18 protein-coding genes are annotated in these 24,775 nt (G+C 68.8%); 11 read left to right on the top strand and 7 right to left on the bottom strand.

Annotation, left to right across the window (positions count from 1 at the left end):
* From ACVV2G_RS05135 to ACVV2G_RS05160, 6 genes are all read left to right on the top strand, one after another.
* Window positions 1-1,926, top strand: coding sequence for an ABC transporter ATP-binding protein (locus tag ACVV2G_RS05135; protein WP_453841370.1), 1,926 nt, complete (start codon window positions 1-3; stop codon window positions 1,924-1,926).
* The gene (gene lepB, locus ACVV2G_RS05140; protein WP_453841371.1) at window positions 1,926-2,372 is read left to right on the top strand and encodes a signal peptidase I; all 447 of its coding nucleotides are present in this window, start codon (window positions 1,926-1,928) and stop codon (window positions 2,370-2,372) included. Before ACVV2G_RS05135 ends, lepB begins: the two co-directional genes overlap by 1 nt.
* Window positions 2,373-2,461: 89 nt before the next feature.
* On the top strand, window positions 2,462-2,602 hold the full coding sequence (locus tag ACVV2G_RS05145; protein ID WP_453841372.1) for a hypothetical protein: 141 nt from the start codon (window positions 2,462-2,464) through the stop codon (window positions 2,600-2,602).
* A 65-nt stretch (window positions 2,603-2,667) separates the two neighbouring features.
* Window positions 2,668-3,741, top strand: a complete 1,074-nt coding sequence (locus tag ACVV2G_RS05150) for a HesA/MoeB/ThiF family protein (protein ID WP_453841373.1) — start codon at window positions 2,668-2,670, stop codon at window positions 3,739-3,741.
* On the top strand, window positions 3,729-4,949 hold the full coding sequence (locus ACVV2G_RS05155) for a hypothetical protein (protein WP_453841374.1): 1,221 nt from the start codon (window positions 3,729-3,731) through the stop codon (window positions 4,947-4,949). The genes ACVV2G_RS05150 and ACVV2G_RS05155 overlap by 13 nt, the downstream gene beginning before the upstream one ends.
* Window positions 4,950-4,996: 47 nt before the next feature.
* The gene (locus ACVV2G_RS05160; RefSeq protein ID WP_453841375.1) at window positions 4,997-8,380 is read left to right on the top strand and encodes an AfsR/SARP family transcriptional regulator; all 3,384 of its coding nucleotides are present in this window, start codon (window positions 4,997-4,999) and stop codon (window positions 8,378-8,380) included.
* Here the strand turns inward: ACVV2G_RS05160 and ACVV2G_RS05165 are convergent.
* Window positions 8,375-9,166, bottom strand: a complete 792-nt coding sequence (locus tag ACVV2G_RS05165; protein ID WP_453841376.1) for an AfsR/SARP family transcriptional regulator — start codon at window positions 9,164-9,166, stop codon at window positions 8,375-8,377. The two genes, ACVV2G_RS05160 and ACVV2G_RS05165, sit on opposite strands and share 6 nt — an antisense overlap.
* 443 nt (window positions 9,167-9,609) lie before the next feature.
* Between ACVV2G_RS05165 and ACVV2G_RS05170 the strand changes: the two genes are divergently transcribed.
* The 5 genes from ACVV2G_RS05170 to ACVV2G_RS05190 all read left to right on the top strand — a co-directional run bounded on the left by ACVV2G_RS05170 (window position 9,610) and on the right by ACVV2G_RS05190 (window position 15,741).
* A complete protein-coding gene (locus ACVV2G_RS05170; RefSeq protein ID WP_453841377.1) occupies window positions 9,610-10,638 on the top strand; it encodes an ABC transporter permease in 1,029 nt (342 codons plus the stop codon).
* Between the two features lie 78 nt (window positions 10,639-10,716).
* Entirely contained in the window at window positions 10,717-12,477 is a 1,761-nt protein-coding gene (locus tag ACVV2G_RS05175; RefSeq protein WP_453841378.1) for an ABC transporter substrate-binding protein, read from the top strand.
* 105 nt (window positions 12,478-12,582) lie between these two features.
* Window positions 12,583-13,563 carry an ABC transporter permease gene (locus ACVV2G_RS05180; RefSeq protein WP_007444468.1) on the top strand — a complete coding sequence of 327 codons (981 nt, stop codon included), beginning with the start codon at window positions 12,583-12,585 and terminating at the stop codon, window positions 13,561-13,563.
* Window positions 13,564-13,636: 73 nt separating this feature from the next.
* On the top strand, window positions 13,637-14,674 hold the full coding sequence (locus ACVV2G_RS05185; RefSeq protein WP_453841379.1) for an ABC transporter ATP-binding protein: 1,038 nt from the start codon (window positions 13,637-13,639) through the stop codon (window positions 14,672-14,674).
* A gap of 26 nt (window positions 14,675-14,700) precedes the next feature.
* Window positions 14,701-15,741, top strand: coding sequence for an ABC transporter ATP-binding protein (locus tag ACVV2G_RS05190; protein ID WP_453841380.1), 1,041 nt, complete (start codon window positions 14,701-14,703; stop codon window positions 15,739-15,741).
* A gap of 148 nt (window positions 15,742-15,889) precedes the next feature.
* On the opposite strand, the gene ACVV2G_RS05195 is transcribed toward ACVV2G_RS05190, so the two are convergent.
* The 6 genes from ACVV2G_RS05195 to typA form a co-directional block, all read right to left on the bottom strand.
* Window positions 15,890-17,011: an ABC transporter ATP-binding protein gene (locus ACVV2G_RS05195; RefSeq protein WP_453841381.1), complete on the bottom strand. Its 1,122-nt coding sequence runs from the start codon at window positions 17,009-17,011 to the stop codon at window positions 15,890-15,892.
* Window positions 17,012-17,023: 12 nt separating this feature from the next.
* Window positions 17,024-18,085 (bottom strand): ABC transporter ATP-binding protein, encoded by a 1,062-nt coding sequence (locus ACVV2G_RS05200; RefSeq protein WP_453841382.1) that lies wholly within the window; start codon window positions 18,083-18,085, stop codon window positions 17,024-17,026.
* Window positions 18,086-18,094: 9 nt separating this feature from the next.
* Window positions 18,095-19,072, bottom strand: a complete 978-nt coding sequence (locus ACVV2G_RS05205) for an ABC transporter permease (protein WP_453841383.1) — start codon at window positions 19,070-19,072, stop codon at window positions 18,095-18,097.
* A gap of 114 nt (window positions 19,073-19,186) precedes the next feature.
* Window positions 19,187-21,001, bottom strand: a complete 1,815-nt coding sequence (locus ACVV2G_RS05210; protein ID WP_453841384.1) for an ABC transporter substrate-binding protein — start codon at window positions 20,999-21,001, stop codon at window positions 19,187-19,189.
* 101 nt (window positions 21,002-21,102) lie between these two features.
* Window positions 21,103-22,137 (bottom strand): ABC transporter permease, encoded by a 1,035-nt coding sequence (locus ACVV2G_RS05215; protein ID WP_453841385.1) that lies wholly within the window; start codon window positions 22,135-22,137, stop codon window positions 21,103-21,105.
* Window positions 22,138-22,831: 694 nt separating this feature from the next.
* Window positions 22,832-24,739, bottom strand: a complete 1,908-nt coding sequence (gene typA / locus ACVV2G_RS05220; RefSeq protein WP_453841386.1) for a translational GTPase TypA — start codon at window positions 24,737-24,739, stop codon at window positions 22,832-22,834.
* Between the last annotated feature and the right edge of the window lie 36 nt (window positions 24,740-24,775).

The raw sequence follows: 24,775 nt of genomic DNA on the forward strand, positions 1-24,775 counted from the left end.
ATGCCTCCCGAGACACGTGGAGCGACCTCGCAGGCCTCGGAGGGCGCGACGAGCCGACGGACCGGATGGATCAGGCGCGGCCTCGTCCCAATTCTGGGCGTTCTTTCCCTCGCACGCGAGGCCGCCGCGTTCAAGCTGGCCGCCTATGCCGCGCTCGACCTGCTCAGCGGGGCCTTCCCGGTCGCCGCCGGCTGGCTCACCAAGCTCGCCCTCGACGAGCTGGGCGCCCAGGCGCCGGTGAACACCCTGGTGGCGCTGGCCGTCGGGCTGGCCCTCGTCGGCGTCGTCCAGGCCGTCGTCCCGCACGTCTCCGGCTATCTGCAGGCGGAGGTGGAGCGGGCCACCGGGACCCTGGCGCAGGGGCGGCTGTTCACCGCGGTGGGCCGGTTCGTCGGAATCGGGCCCTTCGAGGACCCGCGCTTCCTGGACAAGCTGCGCCTGGCCAAGCAGTCGGGGAAGAGCGCGCCCGGCCAGGTGGTGGGAGGGGTGCTGGGAACCGTGCGCGCGGGCGTCACCATCGTGGGATTTCTCAGTTCCCTCCTGGTCCTCGCGCCGCTGATGGCCCTGTTCGTCCTGGTCTTCGCCGTGCCCGTGCTGGTCGCCGAGATCGTGCTGTCCCGTCGCAGGGCGGACATGATCTGGCGCATCAGCCCGCGGGAGCGCCGCGAATTCTTCTTCGACCAGTTGCTCTCCAACGTCGAGGCCGCCAAGGAAGTACGGCTGTTCGGTATCGGTGGCTTTCTGCTGGGCCGGATGCAGACGGAGCGGCTCGCCTCGAACGCCGCGCGGCGCGGGGTGGACCGCCGTGAGCTCTCGACCCAGTCCCTGCTGGCGCTGTTCGCGGCGCTGGTGTCCGGAACCGGCCTGGTCTGGGCCATCCACAGTGCGCTGTCCGGTGGGCTCACGCTGGGAGACGTCGCGATCTTCATCGCCGCCGTCGCGGGGGTGCAGAGCTCCGTCGGCCAGCTGTCGGCCAGCGCCGCCCAGGCCCACCAGGCGCTGGTGCTGTTCGGTCACTACCAGGACGTCGTCGCCACGGAACCCGACCTGGTGCGCGCCGCCGATCCGCTGCCCGCCCCCGCCCTGGCACACGGACTCGAACTCCGCGACGTCTGGTTCCGCTACGGTCCGGACCAGCCGTGGATACTCCGGGGGGTCGACCTCTTCATCCCCCAGGGACGGAGCACGGCCCTCGTCGGCCTCAACGGAGCGGGCAAGTCCACGCTGGTCAAGCTCCTGTGCCGGTTCTACGACCCGACGCGCGGCGCGATCCTCTGGGACGGCGTCGACATCCGCGAGTTCGACCCGGACGACCTGCGCCGGCGGACGAGCGCGGTCTTCCAGGACTTCATGCACTACGACTTGACCGCACGGGAGAACATCGCGCTCGGCGACCTGGACGCGCTGGCTTCTTCCTCACGCGTCGCCGAGGCAGCCCGCAATGCGGGCATCGACCGGACGCTGGAGGGCCTCCCCCGCGGATACGACACCCTGGTCACCCGGACCTTCTTCCCCGGCGAGGAGCAGGACGACGCGACCACCGGCGTCCTGCTGTCCGGGGGCCAGATGCAGCGGCTGGCCCTGGCCCGTGCCCTGGTGCGCGAGCAGCGTGACTTCCTGATCCTCGACGAGCCCACGTCCGGTCTCGACGCCGAGGCCGAGCACGAACTGCACACGCGGCTGAGCGAGTTCCACCACGGGCGGACGAGTCTGCTCATCTCCCACCGGCTGGGTTCCGTACGGGAGGCGGACGTCATCGTCGTCCTCTCCGAGGGACGGATCACGGAAAGAGGCGACCACGCCGCCCTGATGGCCCGTGACGGCTCGTACGCCCGGCTCTTCGGGCTCCAGGCCGCCGGGTACGCGGGTGGGTCCCCGCACCTGCCGGAACAGGGGCCGGCCGCCGTGGAAGGAGCGGTGCCGTGATGTGGGCGGCGGTGGGCGGGTGCGCGGGACTCGTCGTCGCGGGGACGGCGCTGCTGCGCAGGCGCCTCGTCTCGGTCACCGTCACGGGACACAGCATGCTGCCGGCGTACCGGCCCGGCGACCGGGTCCTGGTGCGGCGTGGTGTCGTCCCGCGCCGCGGCGGAGTGGTCGTCGTGGAGCTCCCGGACACGGAGCACCGCAGCTGGATTTCCGAACCGGCCGGACTGGGCAGTCCCGGGACGCCGGTGACCGAGCGCCAGTGGCTGCTCAAACGGGTCTCCGCCGTGGCTGGCGATCCGTGCGGCGGCCGGGACGCGGCGGCCGGCCGGGTGCCACCGGGCCATCTGCTGCTGCTCGGGGACAACGCGTCCGTCAGTTTCGACTCGCGTCAGATGGGGCCCTTCCCTGCGGAACGGGTTCTCGGCGCGGTGTGGCGGCGGCTGTGACCTCCGAGGCTTCTTCGGAGCTTGTTCGGAGCTTCGTCGGAGGATCACGGCGGACCAAGGAAACGCACACCCAGAGGAGAGGAAGACACATGCAGGACAACACGCGCGTCACGCAGGACGACGAGAGGGCGGTCCCCGTGGTGACGGAGCCGGAGGGACAGACCGAGCTGATCGAGATCCGCATGCTCGACAAGATCGAGACCATCGACAGCAAGGCAGTCGCCAGGTAATCGCCGGGTAGTCGCCGGCCCACGGCGGACCGTTGCGTCGGAGAAGTACTCCGGGAAGGCTGGTTGTGAGACGTCCACGAGTGAAACGGGAACACATCCCGCACCGGTTCGACGACGGAACGGTCCGCATCGGCGGCGAGGTCTACGGAATCGCGGCGGAGATCGCCGACCCCCACGGCTGGGCGTGGGACGCCCTGACCAGGATGGACGGGACGGCTCCACGCCAGGACATAGAGACAGCGCTGGCCGGGCGGCACCCCCGCCTCGGTACCGACGGCGCCCGGCGGCTGGTGCGGGAGCTGATCGGCACCGGCTACGTGGAAGACGCGGCCGCCGGCCGTCCCGACGGGTTCGCGGACGTCGAGATCGAGCGCTACAGCCGCAACCACGACTATTTCCGGCGCGTCGATCTGCGTCCGGGGAGCGACCCCTGGGAGGCCCAGCGGCGCATCAGACGCGCCCGTGTGACGGTGCTGGGCGTCGGAGGCACCGGCAGCCATGCCGCCTGGGCGCTGACCGCGGTCGGCGTCGGGGCCCTTCATCTCGTGGATCCCGACCGTGTCGAGGTGTCCAACCTGACCCGGCAGACGCTGTACACCGAGGCGGACGTGGGCAGGGCCAAGGCACGGGTGGCCGCCGAACGCCTCGCCGCGGTCAACTCCTCGGGGACGTTCACCTACGACGTGGGGCGGGTGGACACCGAGGACGCACTGCGTGAACTCGTCGCCGGCTGCGACGTCTTCGTGCTGGGCGCGGACGAGCCGCGCAATGACGTCATCAACACGATGACCAGCAGGGTCTGCGCGGCGCTGGGGATTCCCTGGGTGACCGCCGGCTACAACGGTCCGCTGGTGACGGTCGGTGTCTACGGTCCCGAGGGTCCGTGTTTCGAATGCGTCGGTGCCGGCGAGGAGGCCAAGTTGAAGCCGGGCTGGCATCCGGACCTGGGCGGCACGGGGGCCCTGGCACCGGCCGCCGGGATCTCCGGGCAGCTGATCGCCAACGAGGTCGTCTCGCTGATCACGGGTACGGGCGCGGCCGCTCCCGGCTACGTGCGCGGCCTGAATCTGATCGCCCCCGACCACCTCGTCCACGTGCGGCACCCCGCCCGGCCGGAATGCCCGTTGTGCAGCCCCTGACCGGTGGTCCGGAAGGTCTCCGGGTCTCCTTCCACGGCCTGGAGTTCCGCCCCGACCGCGACGAGTGGATCGTCGGACAGCAGGGCACCGACGAGATCGTCGCCCTGCCCGCGATCGGCATGGACGCGCTACGGCTGCTGTCCGCCGGCCGGACGGTGGACGAGACCAGGAGCAGCCTGCGCGCGGCCACCGGCCGCGATGTCGACGTCCGGGCCTTCGTGGAGCGGCTCGCGTCGGCCGGGCTGGTGGCGTCCATCGGCGAGCGGCGCTTCCCCGTCGCACCGGCCGCGGTCTCGTTTCCCCGGGTGCGGCCGCACCATGTGCGCCTGCTCCTGAACCCGGTGCTGCACGCCGTCCTGCTCCTGGCCCCGGTCGCGGGTCTCGCGGTCGCGCTGACGCGTCCGGGCACCTTCCCCTCCTGGGACAGCTTCCTGTGGACGGAGTACGGCACCTTCACGGTGCTGGTGCAGTGCGTGATCGGCTGGTGCCTCATCGCCCTGCACGAGGCCGCGCACCTGCTGACCGCCCGCGCCACGGGGGTGCGCGGGCGGATCCGGCTCGGTACCCGCCTGCAGTTCCTGGTGGCGCAGACCGAGGTGTCGGGCATCTGGCTCAAGGGCCGGCGGGAGCGGCTGACGGTGTACCTGTCGGGCATCATCCTGGACGCGGTGATCTGGGGCGGCTGCCTGCTGGCCCGCGGCTGGGGAGCGGACTTCGTCCTGCTTCCCGTCATCGTGGCGACCCTGTTCCTGGCGCTGGCGAACCAGTGCCTGGTGTTCATGCGCACGGACCTGTACTTCGTCGTCCAGGACCTGACGGGCTGCCGGAACCTGTTCACCGACACGACCCGCTACCTGCGCCACGTGGCCGCCCTGCCCTTCGGTCGCCGGGCCCCGCACCCCCTGCGGTCGCTGCCCTCCCGCGAGCGGCGCTTCGTCCAGGCCTACGCCGTCGCCGTGGCCGTGGGCAGCGCGGTCTGCCTGGCCATCGGCTTCCGGGTGCTCACCGAGGTCACCTGGCCGCTGCTACGCCGGTCCCTCGTACACATGGCAGACGGATCCGACTGGTGGCTGCGGCTCGACGCGCTCGCCACCGTCCTGGTCCTGTGCGGCATGCAGACGCTGTGGGCACGCCTGTGGTGGAAACGCCATGGTGGCCGGGTCCGGCGTGTGAAGTGGGCGGCCCGCAGGTGGCGGCGCGGTCACTGAGAGGAGTCCCATAGCCCGGGGGAAGGCCGCTGGTCTACCCTTCCCTGATGCACAACCGCTCGCCCCGGTTCCGTCTGCTCGGCCCCCTGGAGATCCGAGTCGACGACACCGCCGTCGTTCTCACCGGCCGCCAACGCGCCCTCTGCGCGGTCCTGTTGCTGCACGCCGACCGCGTCGTTTCCGTGGACCGGCTGGCCCAGGGACTGTGGAACGAACGGATGCCCAGCGCGTCGGCCGCACGCATCCGCGCCCTGGTCTCCGAGGTCCGGCAGGCCTTCGGCCCGGACGGAGCCGCTCTGCTGGCCACCCAGAAGCCCGGGTACGTCCTGCGCGCCGCTCCCGCAGAGGTCGACGCGTTCCTCTTCGAAGCGCTGATCAGGGACGGGCTGCGGGCGCTGGCGCACAAGGAGTGGGCGGAGGCGTACCGCTACCACGACGACGCCCTCGCGCTGTGGCGCGGCGACCCGCTCCCCGATCTGCTGACCATGGAAGCGGAGCGCCGGCGCCTGACCGAACTGCGCATCGCCGCCGAGGAGGGCAGGGCGGAGGCGGAACTGGAACTGGGCCGGCCGCGCTCCGCCGTCGCCGACCTGGTCCGGCTCACGTCCGAGCACCCGCTGCGCGAACGCCCGCACGCGCTGCTGATGCGCGCCCTGGCCCGGGACGGGCGGTCGCCGGACGCCCTGGCCGTCTACACCGGCCTGCGCAACCGCATGGTGAGGGAACTCGGCGTCGACCCCTCGGACGAACTCACGGAACTCCACCGGAGGTTGCTCGTCGGAGACGCCGCGCCCCGCACGGCCGGGTCCGCTCCCCCCGAGCCCTCCCGGCACCGCTGGGTGCCCCGACAGCTGCCCCGGGCTCCCCACCGCTTCGTCGGCCGGAACACGGAGCTGCGCCTGCTCGACGCCTGCCGGCGGGAAGACGGCGCTCCGGCCGTGATCGTGGGGCCCGCCGGCGCCGGAAAGACCGCGCTGGCCCTGCACTGGGCCCACCGGATAGCCGACGGCTATCCCGATGGGCAGCTCTTCCTGGACATGCGGGGCTTCGACAACGCCGGTCCCATGTCCCTGGAGGAGGCGCTGCCCCTGCTGTTGCAGGGGCTGGGCTGCGCGCCGCACGACATCCCGCTGGGGCTGGACGCGCAGACCGCGCTCTACCGCACGCTCCTGGCGGGCCGTCGGGTCCTCGTCCTCCTCGACGACGTGGCCGACGCCTCGACCGTACGCCGGCTCCTTCCCTCCACCAGCGGGTCGCTCACCCTGGTGACCAGCCGGCGGAAACTGAACGGGCTCGTCCTGGACGGGGCCCACCGGGTGACCTGTGACGTGCTGTCCCGCGAAGAGGCGCTGGAGCTGTTCGGCGCCGCGATCGGTGCCGACGCCGTGGCGGCCGACCCCGGGGCCGCGGCCCACCTGGTCGAACTCTGCGACCACCTGCCCCTGGCTCTGTGCGTCGCCGGTTCCTGGATCGGTACCGGGGCCGGGAGCGTCCGGGCCTACGTCACCAGTCTCGCGGAACGCGGCCGTCTTGCCCGGTTGCACGTGGAGGGGGAGGAGAGCGTCGCCGTACGGGCCGCGCTCGACCTGTCCTACGGGACGCTGCCCGACGAGGCAAAGTGGGTCTTCCGCTCCCTGGGGCTCCTTCCGGGCACCGGTCGCTCGGTGGCCGCGACCGCGGCGGGCGCGGGACTCGACGAGTCGCACACGGCCGACCTGCTGAGGCTCGCCCAGCGGGTGCACCTGCTGCGCGACACCGAGGACGGCCGTACCGCCTGGCACGACCTCGTGCACGAGTACGCCGTGGAACGCGTGGTCACCGAGGACGCCGAAACGGAGCGGGCCCGGGCGGTCGACCGCCTCCTCGACCACTACCTGCAGAGTGTCTCCCGCGTCGCCGTGACGTGCCGCCTCTACTGCCCGCAGCCCCTTCCGGAACCCGTCGGCGGCTCCGCCCCCCGGACCTTCCGCACCCCGGAGGAGGCCTTCGCCTGGTTCGACGAGGAGTGGGAGGACATCGCGGCGGCGATCGCGTACGCGGCCGAGCACGGGCCCTCCCGCTTCGCCTGGCAGATCGTCGACGCGTTGCAGGACCTGTTCCACCACCGCCGCCCGCTTTCCGACTGGCTGCGGCTGGCCGCGCTCGCCGGGAAGGCGGCCGAACGCGGCGGCGACCGGCGGGGGCAGGCGGTCGTCCACCTGTCGTCCGGCCACGCCCTGTGGCGGAGCGGCGATTTCAGGGGTGCCCTCGGCGCCTACGAGAGCGCACAGCTCGCGGCCCGCGACGCCGGGTGGCTGTCGGGAGAGGCACGGAGCGCGCAGGGCACGGGGGTGACGCTGAAACTGCTGGGCGAACCGCGTGAGGCCTTGCCCTTCTACGACCGCGCCCTCACCCTCTACCGCACCCTCGGCATGACGGAGGCCGAGAAGATCATGCTGACCAACACGGCCTCCCTGCAGCTCGCGCTGGGACGGCTCGCCGAGGCCGAGGAGGCGGTGACCGGAGCGCTCGCGCTCGACGACGGCACGCAGGGGCACCTCCACTCGATGACCCTGGTGAACCACGCGCTCGTGCAGCAGAAGCAGGCGAGGTTCCGGGAAGCCGCCGCTACTCTGTGGAAGGGCCTCGAGGTCTCCCGCGCCTCCGAATCGCTCTACGCGGAGGCGGTGATGCTGGAGACCCTCGGCCGCGTGCGCGACGACGCGGGCCAGGACACCCGTGCCCTGCTCGCCTACGAGGACGCGCTCGGGCTGGCCCGGCGCGTCGGCAACCGCAACGGTCAGGTCGACTCCCTGGTGGGCCTCGCCTCCGTCGAACTGCGCACGGGCCGGAAGCGGGAGGCCGCCGCCCACCTCGACGACGCCCGGACCATCGCCGAGGAGACCGGGCACCGGACCGGCCTGATCGAGATCCTGCTGGTGCGCGGGGCCCTGCACTGCGCGGAGGGACGGTACCGGGAGGCGACGGCTGTTCTGGAGACGGCCGGCGGGCTCGCGGTGAACGGCAGTCCCCTCACGCTGCCCCGTATCCGGAACCTGTATGCCGTGGCCCTCCGGGAGACCGGTGAGACCGCCGCCGCGACAGAGGCGGCGCGGGAGGCGGTGGAGCAGGCGCGGCACTCGGGTCAGCGCCTGGTGCTGGCTCGTGCGCTGACCGCTCTCGCCGGCGCCCGCGAGGCTGCCGGCGACGTCCGGTCCCCCGCCGGGTACCGCGACGAGGCGGAGACCTTGTTCAACGCGATCGGCGTCCCGTCCTCCTGCCGGACGGCCACCGGACGCCGGGGAGTCGACGCCGCGCCGGACCGGAGCCCCGCGGCACGGAGCGCGCGGCCTCCCCTGCCGGACGACCCGGAGGAACGTCTCGCGCGCTACCTCGCCGATCACTTCGACGACCTCACGGACGACGGGCCCGTCACGGGTGGGCCGCTATGACGCCATGGCCGCCCACACCGGACGGCCGCCGTGCACGACCTCGTCCCTGCGCAGGATCCGCTCGTGCAGCATGCGCAGCCTGCCCCCGGGCTCGACGCCGAGTTCCGCGACGAACCGTGAGCGGGTCGAACGGAAACAGCGCAGCGCCTCGTCCTGGCGTCCGCTGCGGTACAGCGCCAGCATCAGCAGACTGGCGATCCGTTCGTCCAGGGGGTGGGCCTCGACCAGCTCGTGGAGCAACGGCACGTAGTCGTCGCAGCGCCCGAGGCCGAGCGCCAGTTCCGCGCTGTTGACCCTTGCGGCCCGCAGCTCCTGGCCGAACGTCACGCGCGCGGCCTCCGCCCATGCCGTCCGGACATCGGACAGGGGGCGGCCGTGGCACAGGGCCAGCGCCCTCTCGTAGAACTCAAGGGCCCCCGCCTCCTCTCCCCGGCACTGCGCGTTCCTGGCCTGCCGGACGAGGGCGCGGAAGCGAAGGACGTCGACGGTCTCCTCGGCCGCGACCAGGGTGTATCCGCCCGGCCTACGGACGACGTCGCACGAGGCGTCCGGCGCGGCGACCGCCTGCAGCGCCTTGCGCAGCCGGGTCGCCACTGTGTAGAGGGCGGCGCGGGGGTGGGCCGGGACCCTGCTTTCCCAGACCCTGCCGATCGTGTCCTCGTCGGTGATGAAGGAGTTCGCGGACCAGGCCAGCGTGGCCAGAAGGCGGCTGACGGTCGGGCTGACCGGAATGCTTCCACCGTCTGTGGCGTGAAGCTCGATACAACCCAGGATCTGTACGTTCACGCGGTCCCCTGAAGGTCTTCGTCGGTCTGGTGTCAGCGGCACCTCTCACTGTGCGGACCGGACGTTCGGGTTCTGCATGGATCACGCACGGACGCCGCGGGACAGCGCCGCGATTCGTCCGGCCGACCACGCAATGGATCACCAAAAAGCGATGCGAAGCCGTTACTTTGCGACCCTCAGGTGTACGCATTCCGACGACCTGGCGTCCACATAACGAACACCTTGTCCGATTGATTCAGTTGGCCCGATTTAAGGCACGGATCGATCACGACGCGCTACACGCGTAACTACAGTATGACCAAGAGAAGGTAAAGAAGTTAAAGACAGGGTCAACTCGAGCCAGATTTTATTGACCTTGAACGAATTGCGTTGAAAAAGTCCGGCGTAGCCCGTAGGGGGACGCCCTGCGGAGTCATCAGACCCTCCCTTGGGCCAGGAGCACCATGACCCCCCCAACTCCATCAGCGGCCGCCCCGCTCGAGGTGACCGACGAAACCGTCGATAAGTCGCCCACGCCCGCCACCCCCAAGGGCAGCGAGAGCCGTTCGCCGGGCCGACTGGCCTGGAAGCGTTTCAAGCGTGACCGCACGGGCGTCATATCGGCGTGCATCGTGATCTTCTTCTTCGTGATCGCGCTCGCGGCGCCCCTCATCGCCAAGCTCTACGGCAAGGACCCGTACACCACGTACGCCAGCCAGCGACCCGAGCTGCTCGACGCCTTCTCGTACCCGGCCGGCCCGAACGGCGGTATGAGTTCGGAGTTCTGGTTCGGCATCGAGCCACAGCTCGGCCGGGACGTTTTCACCTTCCTGCTGTACGGCATCCGGACCTCGCTGGGCCTCGCGCTGGCCGCCACGATCGTCACGGCCGTCCTCGGCGTCGTCATCGGCACCACGGCGGGCTACCTCGGCGGCAAGACGGACTACCTCGTCGGACGGATCATCGACATCCTGCTGTCGTTCCCCTCCACGCTGTTCTTCATCGCGTTCATGCCGGTCATCTACGGCCTGTTCGTCGCGCCGGACGAGAACATCCCGACGTCCCTGCGGGCCATCTCGCTCATCATCGTGCTGTCCGGTTTCGGCTGGGCCTCCCTCGCCCGTCTGCTGCGCGGTCAGGTACTCGGCCTGCGCGAGCGGGAGTTCGTCGAGGCCGCGAAGGTCACGGGCGCGTCTCCTTGGCGCATCGTCTTCAAGGAGCTGCTGCCGAACCTCTGGACTCCGATCATCATCCAGACCACGCTGATGCTGCCGATGTTCGTCACCGCCGAGGCGGGGCTGGCATTCCTCGGCGTCGGCATGATCGACCCGACGCCGGACTGGGGCGTCATGATCCAACGAGGCGCCCAGTTCTACACCGAGGACCTCACCTTCATGCTCTTCCCGGGCCTCTCCATGGTGATCTTCGTCCTCGCCTTCAATCTGCTCGGCGACTCGGTGCGCGACGCGCTCGACCCGAAGACCAAGCGCTGATCCGTTCCTTCCCCGGTCCGTACACAGGAGTCCGGCCGGCCACCTCCGTCCCGTATGACCACCCTTGGTAGGTTCTCCATGGCTTTCTCCCGCAGAAACTTCCTCATAGCGACCGGTGTCGTCGCGGCCTCCTCGTCGGTCCTGACCGCCTGTGGCGGCAGCGACAACAAGGGCGGCGGCAAGAGCGACGCTCCGAAGGTCACCGGCTCCAAGACTGTCGAGATCCTGGTCGGCACGAAGGCCGACTCGACCGGTCCGGCGCCCGAGGTCAAGGGCGCGGTGAAGGGCGGGATCATCCACTCGCTCGACCAGTTCGACATGGACCACATGGACCCGGCGCAGATCTACGTCTCGACCGAGGGCGCCATCACCGTTCCGATCATGCGCGGTCTGACCGGCTACAAGCTCGACGACAAGGGCGGCTGCACCCTGGTCGGCGACGTGGCCACCGACGCCGGCACGATGAAGGACGGCGGCAAGACCTGGTCGTTCACCATCAAGGACGGCGTGAAGTGGGAGGACGGCTCCGACGTCTCCATGGACGACGTCCGCCACACCTTCGAACGTCTCTTCGCGGACTTCGTCACCGAGGGCCCGCGCTACGTGCAGCAGTTCCTCGTCGGCGGTGACAAGTACAAGGGCCCGTACGACGGCAAGCAGCTGGACTCCGTCGAGGTCGACGGCAAGACCATCACCTTCCGCCTCAACGAGCCCCGCGCCGACTTCAACTTCACGCTGGCCATGCGCGGTTACTCCCTCGTGCCCAAGGCGAAGGACACCAAGCAGAAGTACGACAGCCGTCCGTTCTCCTGCGGTCCCTACAAGATCAAGGAGCGCAGCGTCGGCAAGTCCCTGACCTACGTGCGCAACGAGCACTGGGACCCGAAGACGGACGCGATCCGCAACGCCTACCCGGACGAGTACCAGTTCCGGTTCGGCTACCAGCCGCTGGCCGCCACCGACCGCTTCATCGCCGACTCCGGCGAGGACAAGCAGGCCATGGCGATCTTCAACGAGGTCGCGCCGGAGCGCATCGCCAAGGTGCTCACCGACCCGAGCCTGAAGAAGCGCGTCCTCACCGCGGTCGACACGGTCACCTACTACTGGCCGATCAACACCACCCGCATCAAGGACGTCAAGGTCCGCCAGGCCATCAACTGGGCCTGGCCGCACCAGCAGCTCCAGACGATCCGCGGCGGCGCCTCCACCAGCGAGCTCGCCACCACCATCCTGAGCCCGGTGACCCCCGGCCACGAGGAGTTCGACCTGTACGGCGTCGACAAGAAGCCCGGTGGCGACCCGGAGAAGGCCAAGGCGCTGCTGAAGGAGGCCGGCAAGGTCGGCCAGAAGCTGGTCATCGCGTACCAGACCTCGGACAACGCGCTGAAGCAGGCCGTCGCGATCAAGAACGCCCTGGAGGCCGCGGGCTTCAAGGTCGTCAACAAGCAGCTCGACAAGTCGACTTTCTACACCCAGATCGGCAAGATCGACAACGGCTACGACCTGTTCGCGGCCGGCTGGAGCCCGGACTGGCCGAACGGCTACTCGGTGTTCTACCCGTGCTGGAGCGGCGAGAACATCGGCAACGGCCGCAGCAACTACGCCCAGCTGGACGACCCCAGCGTGAACAAGGCGATCAACGCCGCGTCCAAGATCGCCGACGCGGAGGAGGCCAACAAGGCCTGGGGCGCCATCGACCGCCAGATCATGGAGCTCGCGGCCGTCGTGCCCGACTACCACTCGATCCGCAACTGGATGTACGGATCGAAGATCGGCAACGTCGTGTTCGACTACGGCAACACCTGCATCGCCCTCTGCAAGCTCTACGTCAAGAAGTAAGCGCGCAGACGCACAGGGGGGCGGCCACCACCCTTATGGCCGCCCCCCTGAGGCCCACCCCCCTCTCACCCCGGCGACGGCGCCCCGTCCGGAAAGTCACGCCCCATGTTCCGCTTCCTAGTCCGCCGAGTCTTCGGTGCGTTGGTCATCCTGCTGATCATCAGCGCCATCACCTTCTGGCTCTTCTACGCCGTGCCGCGCGACCCCGCCATGATGTCCTGCGGCAAGAACTGCACGCCGGAAAACCTTGAGCAGATCCGGAAGAACCTGGGCATCGACGAGTCGATCGTCATGCAGTACTGGCACTGGCTCTCCGGCATCTTTGCGGGCCGCGACTACGCCGGTTACGGCAACTGCGAGGCGCCGTGCCTCGGCTACTCGTTCGCCAACAACCAGCCCGTCTACGGCACGATCATGGACCGGCTGCCGCTGACCCTGTCGCTCGCCTTCGGTGCGGCCATCTTCTTCCTGATCATCGGTATCGGCGCTGGCATGCTCGCGGCCTCGAAGCAGGGCAAGTTCCTGGACAAGTTCGCCAGCTCCGTGTCGCTGCTCGGCTCCTCGCTGCAGATCTACTTCGTCGGCTACATCGCCATGTTCTTCCTGGTCGGTGAGCTCGGCATCCTCAGCCAGCCGTCGTACACGCCGCTGACCGACGACCCGGCCGCCTGGGTGTCCGGCTTGCTGCTGCCCTGGCTGGTGCTGTCGATCATCTTCACCGCCAACTACACTCGTATGACGCGCTCCCAGATGGTGGAGCAGCTGAGCGAGGACTACGTGCGCACCGCGCGGGCCAAGGGCCTGTCGAAGCGCAACGTCTTCTTCCGCTTCGCCTGGCGCGGTGCGATGGGCCCGATCGTCACCATCTTCGGTGTCGACCTCGGTGTCCTGATCGGCGGCGCCATCATCACCGAGACGACCTTCAGCCTCCAGGGCATCGGCCGGCTCGCGATCGAGTCCGTGTTCAAGAGCGACCTGCCCATGCTGCTCGGCGTCACCGTGCTGGCGGCCGGCGCCATCGTGATCTTCAACATCGTCGTCGACGCGGTCTACGCCCTCATCGACCCGCGGATCCGGCTCGCCTGACCTGCGCCCGCCACAGTCGCCTCTCCCACCGCCCCACCCGGCTACCCCCCGCATCACCTCCTGGAGCGTCCCCGTGACGAGCACCGAACAGCAGCCCTTCCTCTCCGTCAGGGACTTGAAGGTCCACTTCTCCACCGAGGACGGCATCGTCAAGGCCGTCGACGGGCTCTCCTTCGATCTCGCCAAGGGCAAGACGCTCGGCATCGTCGGTGAGTCGGGCTCGGGCAAGTCGGTCACCAACCTGACGATCCTGGGCCTGCACGACCGGGACCACACCTCGATCGAGGGCGAGATCGTCCTCGACGACAAGAACCTGCTCACCGCCACCGAGCGGGAGCTGGAGCGGCTGCGCGGCAACAAGATGGCCATGATCTTCCAGGACGCGCTGGCCTCGCTGTCGCCATACCACACCATCGGCAAGCAGATCGGCGAGACGTACCGCAAGCACACCGGCGCCTCCAAGAAGGAGGCGCGGGCGCGGGCGATCGAGATGCTGCGCCGGGTGGGCATCCCGCAGCCGGAGATGCGGGTGGACGACTACCCGCACCAGTTCTCCGGCGGTATGCGCCAGCGCGCGATGATCGCCATGGCCCTGGTCTGCGACCCCGAGCTGCTCATCGCGGACGAGCCGACCACGGCCCTGGACGTGACGGTCCAGGCGCAGATCATGGACCTGCTCAAGGACCTCCAGCAGGAGTTCGGCACGGCCATCGTCTTCATCACCCACGACCTCGGTGTCATCGCCGACATCGCGGACGACGTCCTGGTGATGTACGGCGGCCGGTGCGTGGAGCGGGGGACCAAGGAGGAGGTGCTGCGCGACCCGCAGCACCCCTACACGCTGGGCCTGATGAGCTCGATGCCGAGCCTGGACGGGCCGGTCGACGTGCCGCTGGAGCCGATTCCGGGCTCGCCCCCCTCGCTGCTCAACCCGCCCACGGGCTGCCGGTTCCACCCGCGGTGCGCTTTCCTCGAGAAGGTCGAGGGCGGGCTGTGCTCCTCGGAGCAGCCGGTGCTCACGGTGCTCGAGGGCCGCGGGTCCGCGTGCCACCTTCCCAAGGAGCAGCGCAAGGAGCTGTTCGCCGACTCCGTCGCCTCGCGGCACAACTGACGTACAAGAGACAGGACTTCACCATCATGAGCAACGCGGAAACGCTCCTGGACGTCAGCGGCCTGACCAAGCACTTCCCGATCAAGGGCGGCTTCCCGATCTCCCGCACGGTCGGTGCCGTCCGGGCCGTGGACGGCCTCGACTTCACGGTGGGCGCGGGCGAGAGCCTGGGTCTGGTCGGCGAGTCTGGGTGCGGCAAGTCGACCACCGGCCGGCTGATCACTCGCCTGCTGGAGCCCACCGGCGGCAAGGTCGTCTACCAGGGCCAGGACATCACGCACGCGGGGCGCAGGGCGCTCGCGCCGATCAGGTCCGAGATCCAGATGATCTTCCAGGACCCGTACGCGTCCCTCAACCCGCGCCAGACGGTGGGCAAGATCATCGCGGGTCCGATGGAGATCAACAACATCAACCCGGTCGGCGGCCGCGAGAACCGCGTGCGCGAGCTGCTGGAGATCGTGGGTCTCAACCCCGAGCACTTCAACCGCTTCCCGCACGAGTTCTCCGGCGGCCAGCGCCAGCGCATCGGCGTCGCCCGCGCCCTGGCCCTGGAGCCGAAGCTGATCGTGGCCGACGAGCCGGTCTCCGCGCTCGACGTGTCCATCCAGGCGCAGGTCGTCAACCTGCTCCAGAAGGTGCAGCGGGAACTGGGCATCGCGTTCGTCTTCATCGCCCACGACCTGGCCGTCGTACGGCACTTCTCGCAGCGCGTCGCGGTCATGTACCTGGGTAAGATCATGGAGATCGCCGACCGCGACGACCTGTACGACAACCCGCGTCACCCCTACACGCGCGCCCTGCTCTCCGCCGTGCCCGAGGCCACGGTGGAGGACACGCCCCGCGAGCGCATCCGGCTCGTCGGCGACGTGCCCTCACCGATCAACCCGCCCTCGGGTTGCCGCTTCCGCACCCGCTGCTGGAAGGCGACGGAGAAGTGCGCGTCCGAAGCTCCGCCGCTGGTCCAGGTGGAGGGCAACAAGGCCAGTCACCTCACTGCCTGTCACTACCCCGAGACGGATGACGTAGCCTCGCCCCGTCTCACCAAGAGCCCCGGGGCGGCCGCCTGACAACACCCCTATTCTGTCGGCACCGCCCGCGGAAGGGACCGTCCAAGGCCCATTGACCCGAGCCCGGACTCGTCCGCTTCCAGGGAAACCGAGGGCCCGCGCCTCCCCAGGCGCGGGCCCTCGGTCTGTCTTCTCCGCGGTGCCGGGTTCAGTCCTTCCCGGTGTCCTCCAGTGCGGTCAGCGCCGGGTCCAGGACGATGTCCTCGTCGCGGGCCGCGGTCGTCGGCTGCTCCGGGAAGTGGCAGGCGGTCAGGTGGTCCTCGTGGTTGCCGTCGATGCGGACCAGGGGCGGCACCTCGCTGGCGCACTTGTCCTGCGCCTTCCAGCAGCGGGTGCGGAAGCGGCAGCCGGAGGGCGGCATGATCGGTGAGGGGACGTCGCCGGCGAGGCGGATGCGCTCGCGGTCCTCCGGCTCGTCGATCGTCGACACCTCGGGGACCGCCGACAGCAGGGCGTGGGTGTAGGGGTGCCGGGGCCTGCTGTAGATGGAGACCCGGTCGCCGACCTCGACCACCTTACCGAGGTACATCACCGCGACGCGCTGGGAGAAGTGCCGTACGACGGCGAGGTCGTGGGCGATGAAGAGGAACGCGATGCCCAGTTCCCGCTGCACCTTCTGGAGCAGGTTGACGACCTGTGCCTGGATGGACACGTCGAGCGCGGAGACCGGCTCGTCGGCCACGATCAGCTTCGGGTTGAGGGCCAGGGCGCGGGCGACGCCGATGCGCTGGCGCTGGCCGCCGGAGAACTCGTGCGGGAAGCGGTTGAAGTGCTCGGGGTTGAGACCCACCAGTTCGAGCAGCTCGCGGACCTTCGTGTCCCGGCCGCCCTTGGGGTTGATCCCGTTGACCTCCATGGGCGACTTGATGATCGTGCCGACGGTCTGCCGGGGGTTCAGCGAGGAGTACGGGTCCTGGAAGATCATCTGGATCTCGGACCGGACGGGCGCGAGCTGCCTGCGTGAGGCGTGGGTGATGTCCCGGCCCGCGTACTCGATCCTCCCGCCGGTCGGTTCCATGAGCCGGGTGATGAGCCGGCCGGTGGTGGACTTGCCGCAGCCGGACTCGCCCACCAGGCCGACGCTCTCGCCGGCGCCGACGGTCAGGTCGACGTCGTCCACGGCCTGGACTGCTCCGACCTTGCGTTTGATCGGGAAGCCGCCGTAGACCGGGAAGTGCTTGGTCAGGCCCGCGACCTTCAGCAGCACCTCGGACGGGGCGGAGGCGGTGGCGGTGTACTGCTGCGCGGGAAGCGTGACGTCGTCGCTCATGTCTCGGTCTCCCTAACGCAGCCGGGGCTGGATCTTGTCGATGAAGAGGGTCTGCTTCTGCTCCGCCGTCAGATGGCAGGCTGCGGCGCGTCCCTCGCCGAGCGGCGGACGCTCGGTGGCGCACCGGTCGCCGGCCACCTCGTCCGTGAACGCGCAGCGCGGGTGGAAGGGGCAGCCGGACGGCGGGTTGAGCATGCTGGGCGGCGAGCCCGGGATCGGGCTGAGCGGCTGGTCGAGGCTGCCGCCGAGGCGCGGCATCGAGCTGAGCAGGCCCCAGGTGTAGGGGTGCCGCGGGCTGCGCAGCACCTCGGCGGCGCTGCCGCGCTCCACGGCTCGTCCCGCGTACATCACGAGCAGGTCGTCGGCCATGTCGGAGATGACGCCGAGGTCATGGGTGATGAAGACGATGGCCGAGCCGAACTCCTGCTGGAGGTCCTTGAGCAGGTCCAGGATCTGCGCCTGCACGGTGACGTCCAGGGCGGTGGTCGGCTCGTCGGCGATCAGGAGGTCGGGGTCGCAGACCAGGGCCATGGCGATCATCGCGCGCTGGCGCATACCGCCGGAGAACTGGTGCGGGTAGTCGTCCACGCGGGACTCGGGCTGCGGGATGCCGACCTTGGTCAGCATCTCGATCGCCCGTGCCCGCGCCTCCTTCTTGGAGGCACCGGTGTGCTTCATGTACGGCTCGGCGATCTGCCGGCCCACCGTGTAGTAGGGCGACAGCGCGGTCAGGGGGTCCTGGAAGATCATGGCGACCTTGTTGCCGCGGAGCTTCTCCAGCTCCTTCTCGGTCGCCGTGACCAGTTCCTTGCCGTCGAGGACGATCTCGCCGTCGACCGTGGTCGTCTTGGGGTTGTGCAGGCCGAGCACGGTGAGGTTCGTGACGGACTTGCCGGAGCCCGACTCCCCCACGATGCCGAGGGTCCGGCCGCGTTCGACGTCGAAGGACAGGCCGTCGACCGCCTTGACGATGCCGTCCTCGGTGGAGAACCGCACCCGGAGGTCGCGGACCGAGAAGAAGGACTCCGGCCCGGTCGGGGCCGCGGCGCCTTCGGTCTTGGTCGAAGTACTCACGAAGTTCTCCTAGCTGAGCCGCACGCGCGGGTCGATGTAGGCGTAGGCGAGGTCCACGACGATGTTCAGGAGCAGGATGAAGAAGGCCCCGAACAGCATGACGCCCATCGTCACCGGCAGGTCCTTGGTCAGCGACGAGTCGACCGCGAGCCGGCCGATGCCGGCGAGGTCGAAGGTGAACTCCGTGACCACCGCCCCGGACAGCAGCGCGCTGAGGTCCACGCCGAGTATGGTGACGATCGGGATCAGCGAACCGCGCCAGGCGTAGCGGAAGAAGACGTAGCGCTGCTTCATGCCCTTGGCCCGGGCGGTGCGGACGTGCTCCTCCTGGAGCTGTTCGATCATGGTCGAGCGCGCCATACGGGTGTACTGGGCGGTGAAGATGGTGGCCATCACGCACCAGGGGATGATCATGCCGACCATCCAGGCGATCGGGTTCTCCGTGAACGGCTCGTACTTCGGGTTGTCCATGATCCCCGACTGGTACACGAAGATGCCGAGGACGATCGGGCCGAGGAAGTAGATCTGGAACGAGCTGAGGACGATCGAGGCACCGCTGACGGCCTTGTCCACGACGGTGCCGCGCTTCCAGGCGGCCAGCAGACCCGAGCCGAGACCCAGGAACAGGAAGATGACCAGGCCGCCGAGGGTCAGGGAGAGCGTCAGCGGGAACCGGTCCAGGATCGAGTCCCAGACGAACTCTCCGGTGTCGAAGGACACCCCCAGACACGGCGCGGAGCAGTGCCCCTGGGTGAAGTCCCGGCCGCTCACGATGCCCGCCATGAATTCCCAGAACTGGGAGGTGATGGGCTTGTCGAGGCCGAGGTTCTCGCGGATCACCGCGATGTTCTGCGGGGTACAGTTTCTGCCGCAGGACAGCTCGGCGAAGTCCTGGGGGATCGTATAGAACAGGAAGAAGGTGAAGGCGCCGATCAGGAAGATGATCACGCATGCGCCGATCAACCTGCGAACGAGGAACTGAAGCATGGCAGGTGGATGCTCTCTTCGGAAACGCGGCGGCAGGTGAGGAGGACCTCCGCGGGGGTGCGCTCCGTCGCGCTCCGCTTGGCGCGCACCCCCGCGGTCAGCCGGGCCGGCGGGCTACGGCTGCTTCAGGTACAGGTCGTTGATGTCGATGTAGCTCGACTCGTTGCTGTACCGGGCACCGCCGATGTTCGACCCGTAGAGCTGGATCTGCTTGGAGTAGTAGACCGGGGCCGCCGGGTTGATCTCCTCCACGATGCGGTGGTGGGCCTTCTCCCAGGTCTTCGCCGCCTCCTCCGGCTGCTGCGTCAGCGCCTTCTTGATCAGTGCGTTGACCTGCGCGTCGTCGATGTGCGAGTAGTTGGACCCGCCGTCGGCGACCAGTTCACCGTCGTAGACCGGGGTGATGACCGTGGACGCGTTGGGCCAGTCCTGGCCCCAGCCGGTCATGTAGAGGTCGTACGGGTTGTTCAGCTTGCCGATCTGCTCGTAGAAGCTGGCCCGGTCGATCTCCTTGGCCTGGACATCGAAGCCGATCTTCGCCAGGGCGTCCTTGACGATGAGCATCTGGGCCTGGCCGCGCGGGGTGTTGGAGTAGGCGTAGGTGAGCTTCGTGCCCTCCTTGACACCCGCCTCCTTGAGCAGCGCCTTGGCCTTCTCCGGGTCGCCGTTGGGCTTCTTCAGCTTGCCGAACGGGTCGTACTTCGGGTCGAAGTTCGGCAGGGTCGGCGCGAGCAGGCCGCCGGCGACCTCGCCGCCGTAGCGGCCGCCGTCCGCCTGGACCATGGACTGGTTCGGGATCGCGTAGGTGATCGCGTCGCGGACCTTCTTGTCCTTCAGACGGTCCAGGTTGAAGCTCATCTGCCAGACGTAGACCTGGTAGCCCGCGATGGTACGTTTCTTCGTCGCCGGGTCGCTGACGACCGTCGACATCTGGGCCGGGTCGACCGGGTCGGTGAACTGGATGGCGTTCTTGGCCTCGCCCTGGTCGGCGATCAGCCGCTTGGTCTGGCTGGCCTGGTCGATGGTGCTGGTGAAGTTGTAGCCGTCGACGTACTGGTGGCGCACCGAGTCCGTCTTCGGGTCCCACTGGTCGTTCTTGACCAGCTTCATGGACTTGCCCGGCTTGTACTCGGCGATCTTGTAGGGGCCGAGGGACGCAGGGGCGTCGTCGTACTTCTCCTTCGTGTCCCGCTTCTCGGGCACGATGGCGTAGCCGGCCATGGCGAGGGCCTGCGGGAGGTCCGGGCGCGGCTGGGAGAAGTGGAAGACGACCGTCTTGTCGTCCGGGGTCTCCAGCACCGAGTCCGGCAGGTGCTTGCCCTTGTACGGGCCGTCCGGCAGCGCCTTGCGGTAGTCGTTGCCGGAGAGCCAGGACTGGATGTAGGTCGGGCCGTCGAAGATCACCTTCGAGTACAGGCGCTCGATGCTGTGCCGGACGTCCGCCGAGGTGATGGCGTTGCCCTGGTCGTCCTTGACGTTGTCCTTGAGCTTGTACGTCCAGGTCTTGCCGCCGTCGGAGGACTGGCCGGAGTCGGTGGCGATGTCGCCGACGACGGTCAGGTTGCCCTCGTCGTCCTCCTGGAAGTTGGTCAGGCCGCGGTGGATCAGGTTGGCGAACTGGCCGGCGTCGCTGACGTAGATCTGGCCCGGGTCCATGTGGGTCAGGTCCGACTGCATGTAGACGTTGATGAAGCCGCCGGGCTTGGCTCCGGGGACCTCCTCGGCCGGACCGTTGGAGGCCGCGGCGTCGCCGTAGGCCACCGGGTCCTGCTGCTCGGCGGCGTCCTTCTGGTTCTTGGCGTCGCTCTTGCCCTTGCCGCCGCCCCCGTCGTTGTCGCCGGAGCAGCCGGTCAGCACCAGCGCGCCGGCCACGATGGCCACGGCTATGGCGCGCGTGCTGCGCGTGGTGCGGGTTCTGATGGGCTTCATAGTGCCGATCCACCTGCCTGTCGAGAGTTGTCCACGAGTGCTGCCTGACGGTCCGGAAGCCCGGCACGGGGGTGGCAGCTCCCCCACCCACCAATGGACGGTTACCGTCCGGTCTTGGGGTCGAATGCGTCCCGGACGGAGTCGCCGAGAAGGTTGAAGGAGAGGACGAAGACGACCAGCGCCACTCCTGGGAAGAACATGAACATCGGGTCCTGCTCGTACACGTCGGCACCGATGGCGAACATGCGGCCCCAGTCCGGGGTCGGTTCGACGAAGCCCACGCCGATGTACGACAGGAAGGCGATGGACAGGATCGTGCTCGGGAGGATGTAGGTGGCCTGCACCAGGATCGGTGTGACGATGTTCGGCAGGATCTCCTTGCGCACGATGCGCCAAGGAGAGGCCCCGGACACCTTGGCGGCCTCCACGAACTCCCGCTCCCGCAGCGTCAGTACTGAGCCGCGCACCAGACGGGCCAGACCCATCCAGCCGAGGAACCACATCACCAGGGTGATGGCCACGGCCCTGAGATAGGTGGGGGTCTCGTCCTGCGGGGAGACGAACATCGCGGTCACGACGGGCATGAAGGCGATGAAGAACAGCTGCTGCGGGAAGGCCAGGAAGAAGTCGATGACCCGGCCCAGCCAGTAGTCGACCCGGCCGCCGAAGAAGCCGCTGACCATCCCGATGAGCACGCCGGTGACGACGCAGAGCGTGGTGACGAGCACGGCCATGTAAAGGGAGGTGCGCATGCCGTACAGCAGCATGGTGAACACGTCGCGGCCCAGCTTGGGTTCGACGCCGAACCAGAAGTCGCCCGACATGCCGCCGAAGGAACCCGTGGGCATCGCGAAGTCATCCAGGAGGAAGGGGTAATCGGGCTCCCGGGCGTACAGCGTGTAGGGGTTCTTCCCGTACACCTTGGCGATGAGCGGCGCCAGTGCGGAGACGACGAAGTAGAGGATCACGATACAGGCGGAGACGACTCCGGTGCGGTCGCGTTTGAAGCGGAGCCACCTCAACTGCCCGGGTGACCGGCCCTCGTGGCTCTTCGCCTCCCCCGTCTTGACGGGCTCCGGAGCGTCGGCGGCGACGGCTGCCGTTCCGCCGTCCTCAATGTCGATCGGACTTGTCACAATTCGCCCATTTCACAGGTGTGGGTGTGCCGAACCGGCGACGGGCGCAGGGTGTGCGCCATCGCGGAACGGATCATGAAGAAGCGTCGGGACGTCCCGGAAGACACCGGAAACCCGCAGCCGGACGCGCGTAGCCGGATGCCCGGACTTCAGCGGCCGGCCCGCTCCTCAGAGTCGGTCGCCGTCCAACGGTGCACAGATGCGGGCGACGGACCGTGTGACCCACCTGGTGTTCGTGACACCTCGCATGGGACTCCTCCTCATGACTCCACGTGTTCACCGACAGGAGGGGGCGTGCGTCTGGCTTCCGACACCCCTGACGGAAGCTCAGTCACCCCCCGGTGCTCGTGAGTCGGGCACTGTCCCCACAGTGTCTTGACCCATCGACCCGAGCGTTACGCGGCTAACTATCTGCCATGAGCAGAAGAACCGACCACCGTCTTTAAATCTCAATTCAGTCACAGCTGCGGGGTAGATCTTCCAAAATCTGGACAAACCGTTCGGGGCGAGAAGACCGCGAAACGGACGTGTTACATGCCTATCGGGCGTCGATCTCCGCGTTTCGGACACAAGGGGGTGCTGGGGAGGTCACGGAGGGGCGTCCGACGCTCGGAAAACCGGTTGAAAAAAGCCCGGGTGCCCCCATGATGGGGGCACCCGGGCTCCGCTGTGTGTCGCCGTCGCGGCTGGCGGGTCAGCCGTGCTTGGCGCGGCTCGCGGCGCGGGCGCGCTCGCGGGCGTCCAGGTTCACCTTGCGGATACGTACGGCCTCCGGGGTCACCTCGACGCACTCGTCGTCGCGGCAGAACTCCAGCGACTGCTCCAGCGAGAGCTTGCGCGGCGGGACGATCGCCTCGAACGAGTCGGCCGAGGACGACCGCATGTTCGTGAGCTTCTTCTCCTTGGTGATGTTGACGTCCATGTCGTCGGAGCGGGAGTTCTCTCCGACGATCATGCCTTCGTACACCTCGGTGCCGGGCTCGGTGAAGAGCACGCCGCGCTCCTGGAGGTTCGTCATCGCGAAGGCGGTGACGGCGCCGGAGCGGTCGGCGACCAGCGAGCCGTTGTTCCGGGTCGTGAGGGTGCCGAACCAGGGCTCGTGGCCCTCGTGGATGGAGTGGGCGATACCGGTGCCGCGGGTCTGGGTCAGGAACTCGGTCCGGAAGCCGATCAGACCGCGGGACGGGACCACGAACTCCATGCGGACCCAGCCCGAACCGTGGTTGGACATGTTGTCCATCCGGCCCTTGCGCACGCCCATGAGCTGCGTGACCGCGCCCATGTGCTCCTCGGGCACGTCGATCGTCATGCGCTCGACCGGCTCGTGGACCTTGCCGTCGATCTCGCGGGTGACGACCTGCGGCTTGCCGATGGTCAGCTCGAAGCCCTCGCGGCGCATCTGCTCGACCAGGATGGCCAGCGCCAGCTCACCGCGGCCCTGCACCTCCCAGGCGTCGGGGCGCTCGGTGTCCAGGACCCGGAGCGAGACGTTGCCGATGAGCTCGCGGTCGAGGCGGTCCTTGACCTGGCGGGCGGTGACCTTGCGGTCCTTGACGACCGCCTTGTTGTCCGCGCCCTTGCCGGTGGCGCCGCGGCCGACCAGCGGGGAGGTGTTGGTGCCGATGGTCATGGAGATCGCGGGCTCGTCCACCGTGATCAGCGGCAGCGGGACCGGGTTCTCCTGGTTGGCCAGCGTCTCGCCGATCATGATGTCCGGGATGCCGGCGACCGCGCAGATGTCACCAGGGCCGGCCTTCTCGGCGGGCTTGCGGGTGAGCGCCTCGGTCATCATCAGCTCGGAGATGCGCACGTTGCTGACGGTCCCGTCGCGCTTCATCCAGGCGACCGTCTGGCCCTTCTTCAGCTCGCCCTGGTGGACGCGCAGCAGGGCGATACGGCCGAGGAAGTTGTCGGCGTCCAGGTTGGTCACGTGCGCCTGGAGCGGGGCGTCCTCGTCGTAGGTCGGGGCCGGGATGTGCTCCAGGATGGTGGAGAAGAAGGGCTCCAGGCTGGTGGAGTCCGCCGGCACCGTGCCGTCCTCGGGCTTGGTGAGGGAGGCGACGCCGTCCCGGCCGCACGCGTAGACGATCGGGAACTCGATCTGCTCCTCGTCGGCGTCCAGGTCGAGGAAGAGGTCGTAGGTCTCGTTGACGACCTCGTCGATCCGGGAGTCCGGCCGGTCCGTCTTGTTGATGCACAGGATGATCGGCAGCCGCTGCTGGAGCGCCTTGCGCAGCACGAAGCGGGTCTGCGGCAGCGGGCCCTCGGAGGCGTCCACGAGCAGGACGACGCCGTCGACCATCGACAGGCCGCGCTCGACCTCACCGCCGAAGTCGGCGTGGCCGGGGGTGTCGATGATGTTGATGGTGATGACGTCGCCGCCATCCTTCGGGTGGTACTTGACCGCCGTGTTCTTGGCCAGGATCGTGATGCCCTTCTCACGCTCCAGGTCGTTCGAGTCCATCATGCGGTCGTCGACGGAGTCGAGCTGGTGCGCGGCGAAGGCACCGGCCTGCTTGAGCATTCCGTCGACGATGGTGGTCTTGCCGTGGTCGACGTGGGCGACGATGGCGACGTTGCGGATGTCGTGGCGCGTGGCCATATTGAGGCGTACTCCCGGAGATGTGAGGACGGCCCT

The organism is Streptomyces sp. JK94, from assembly GCF_053613315.1.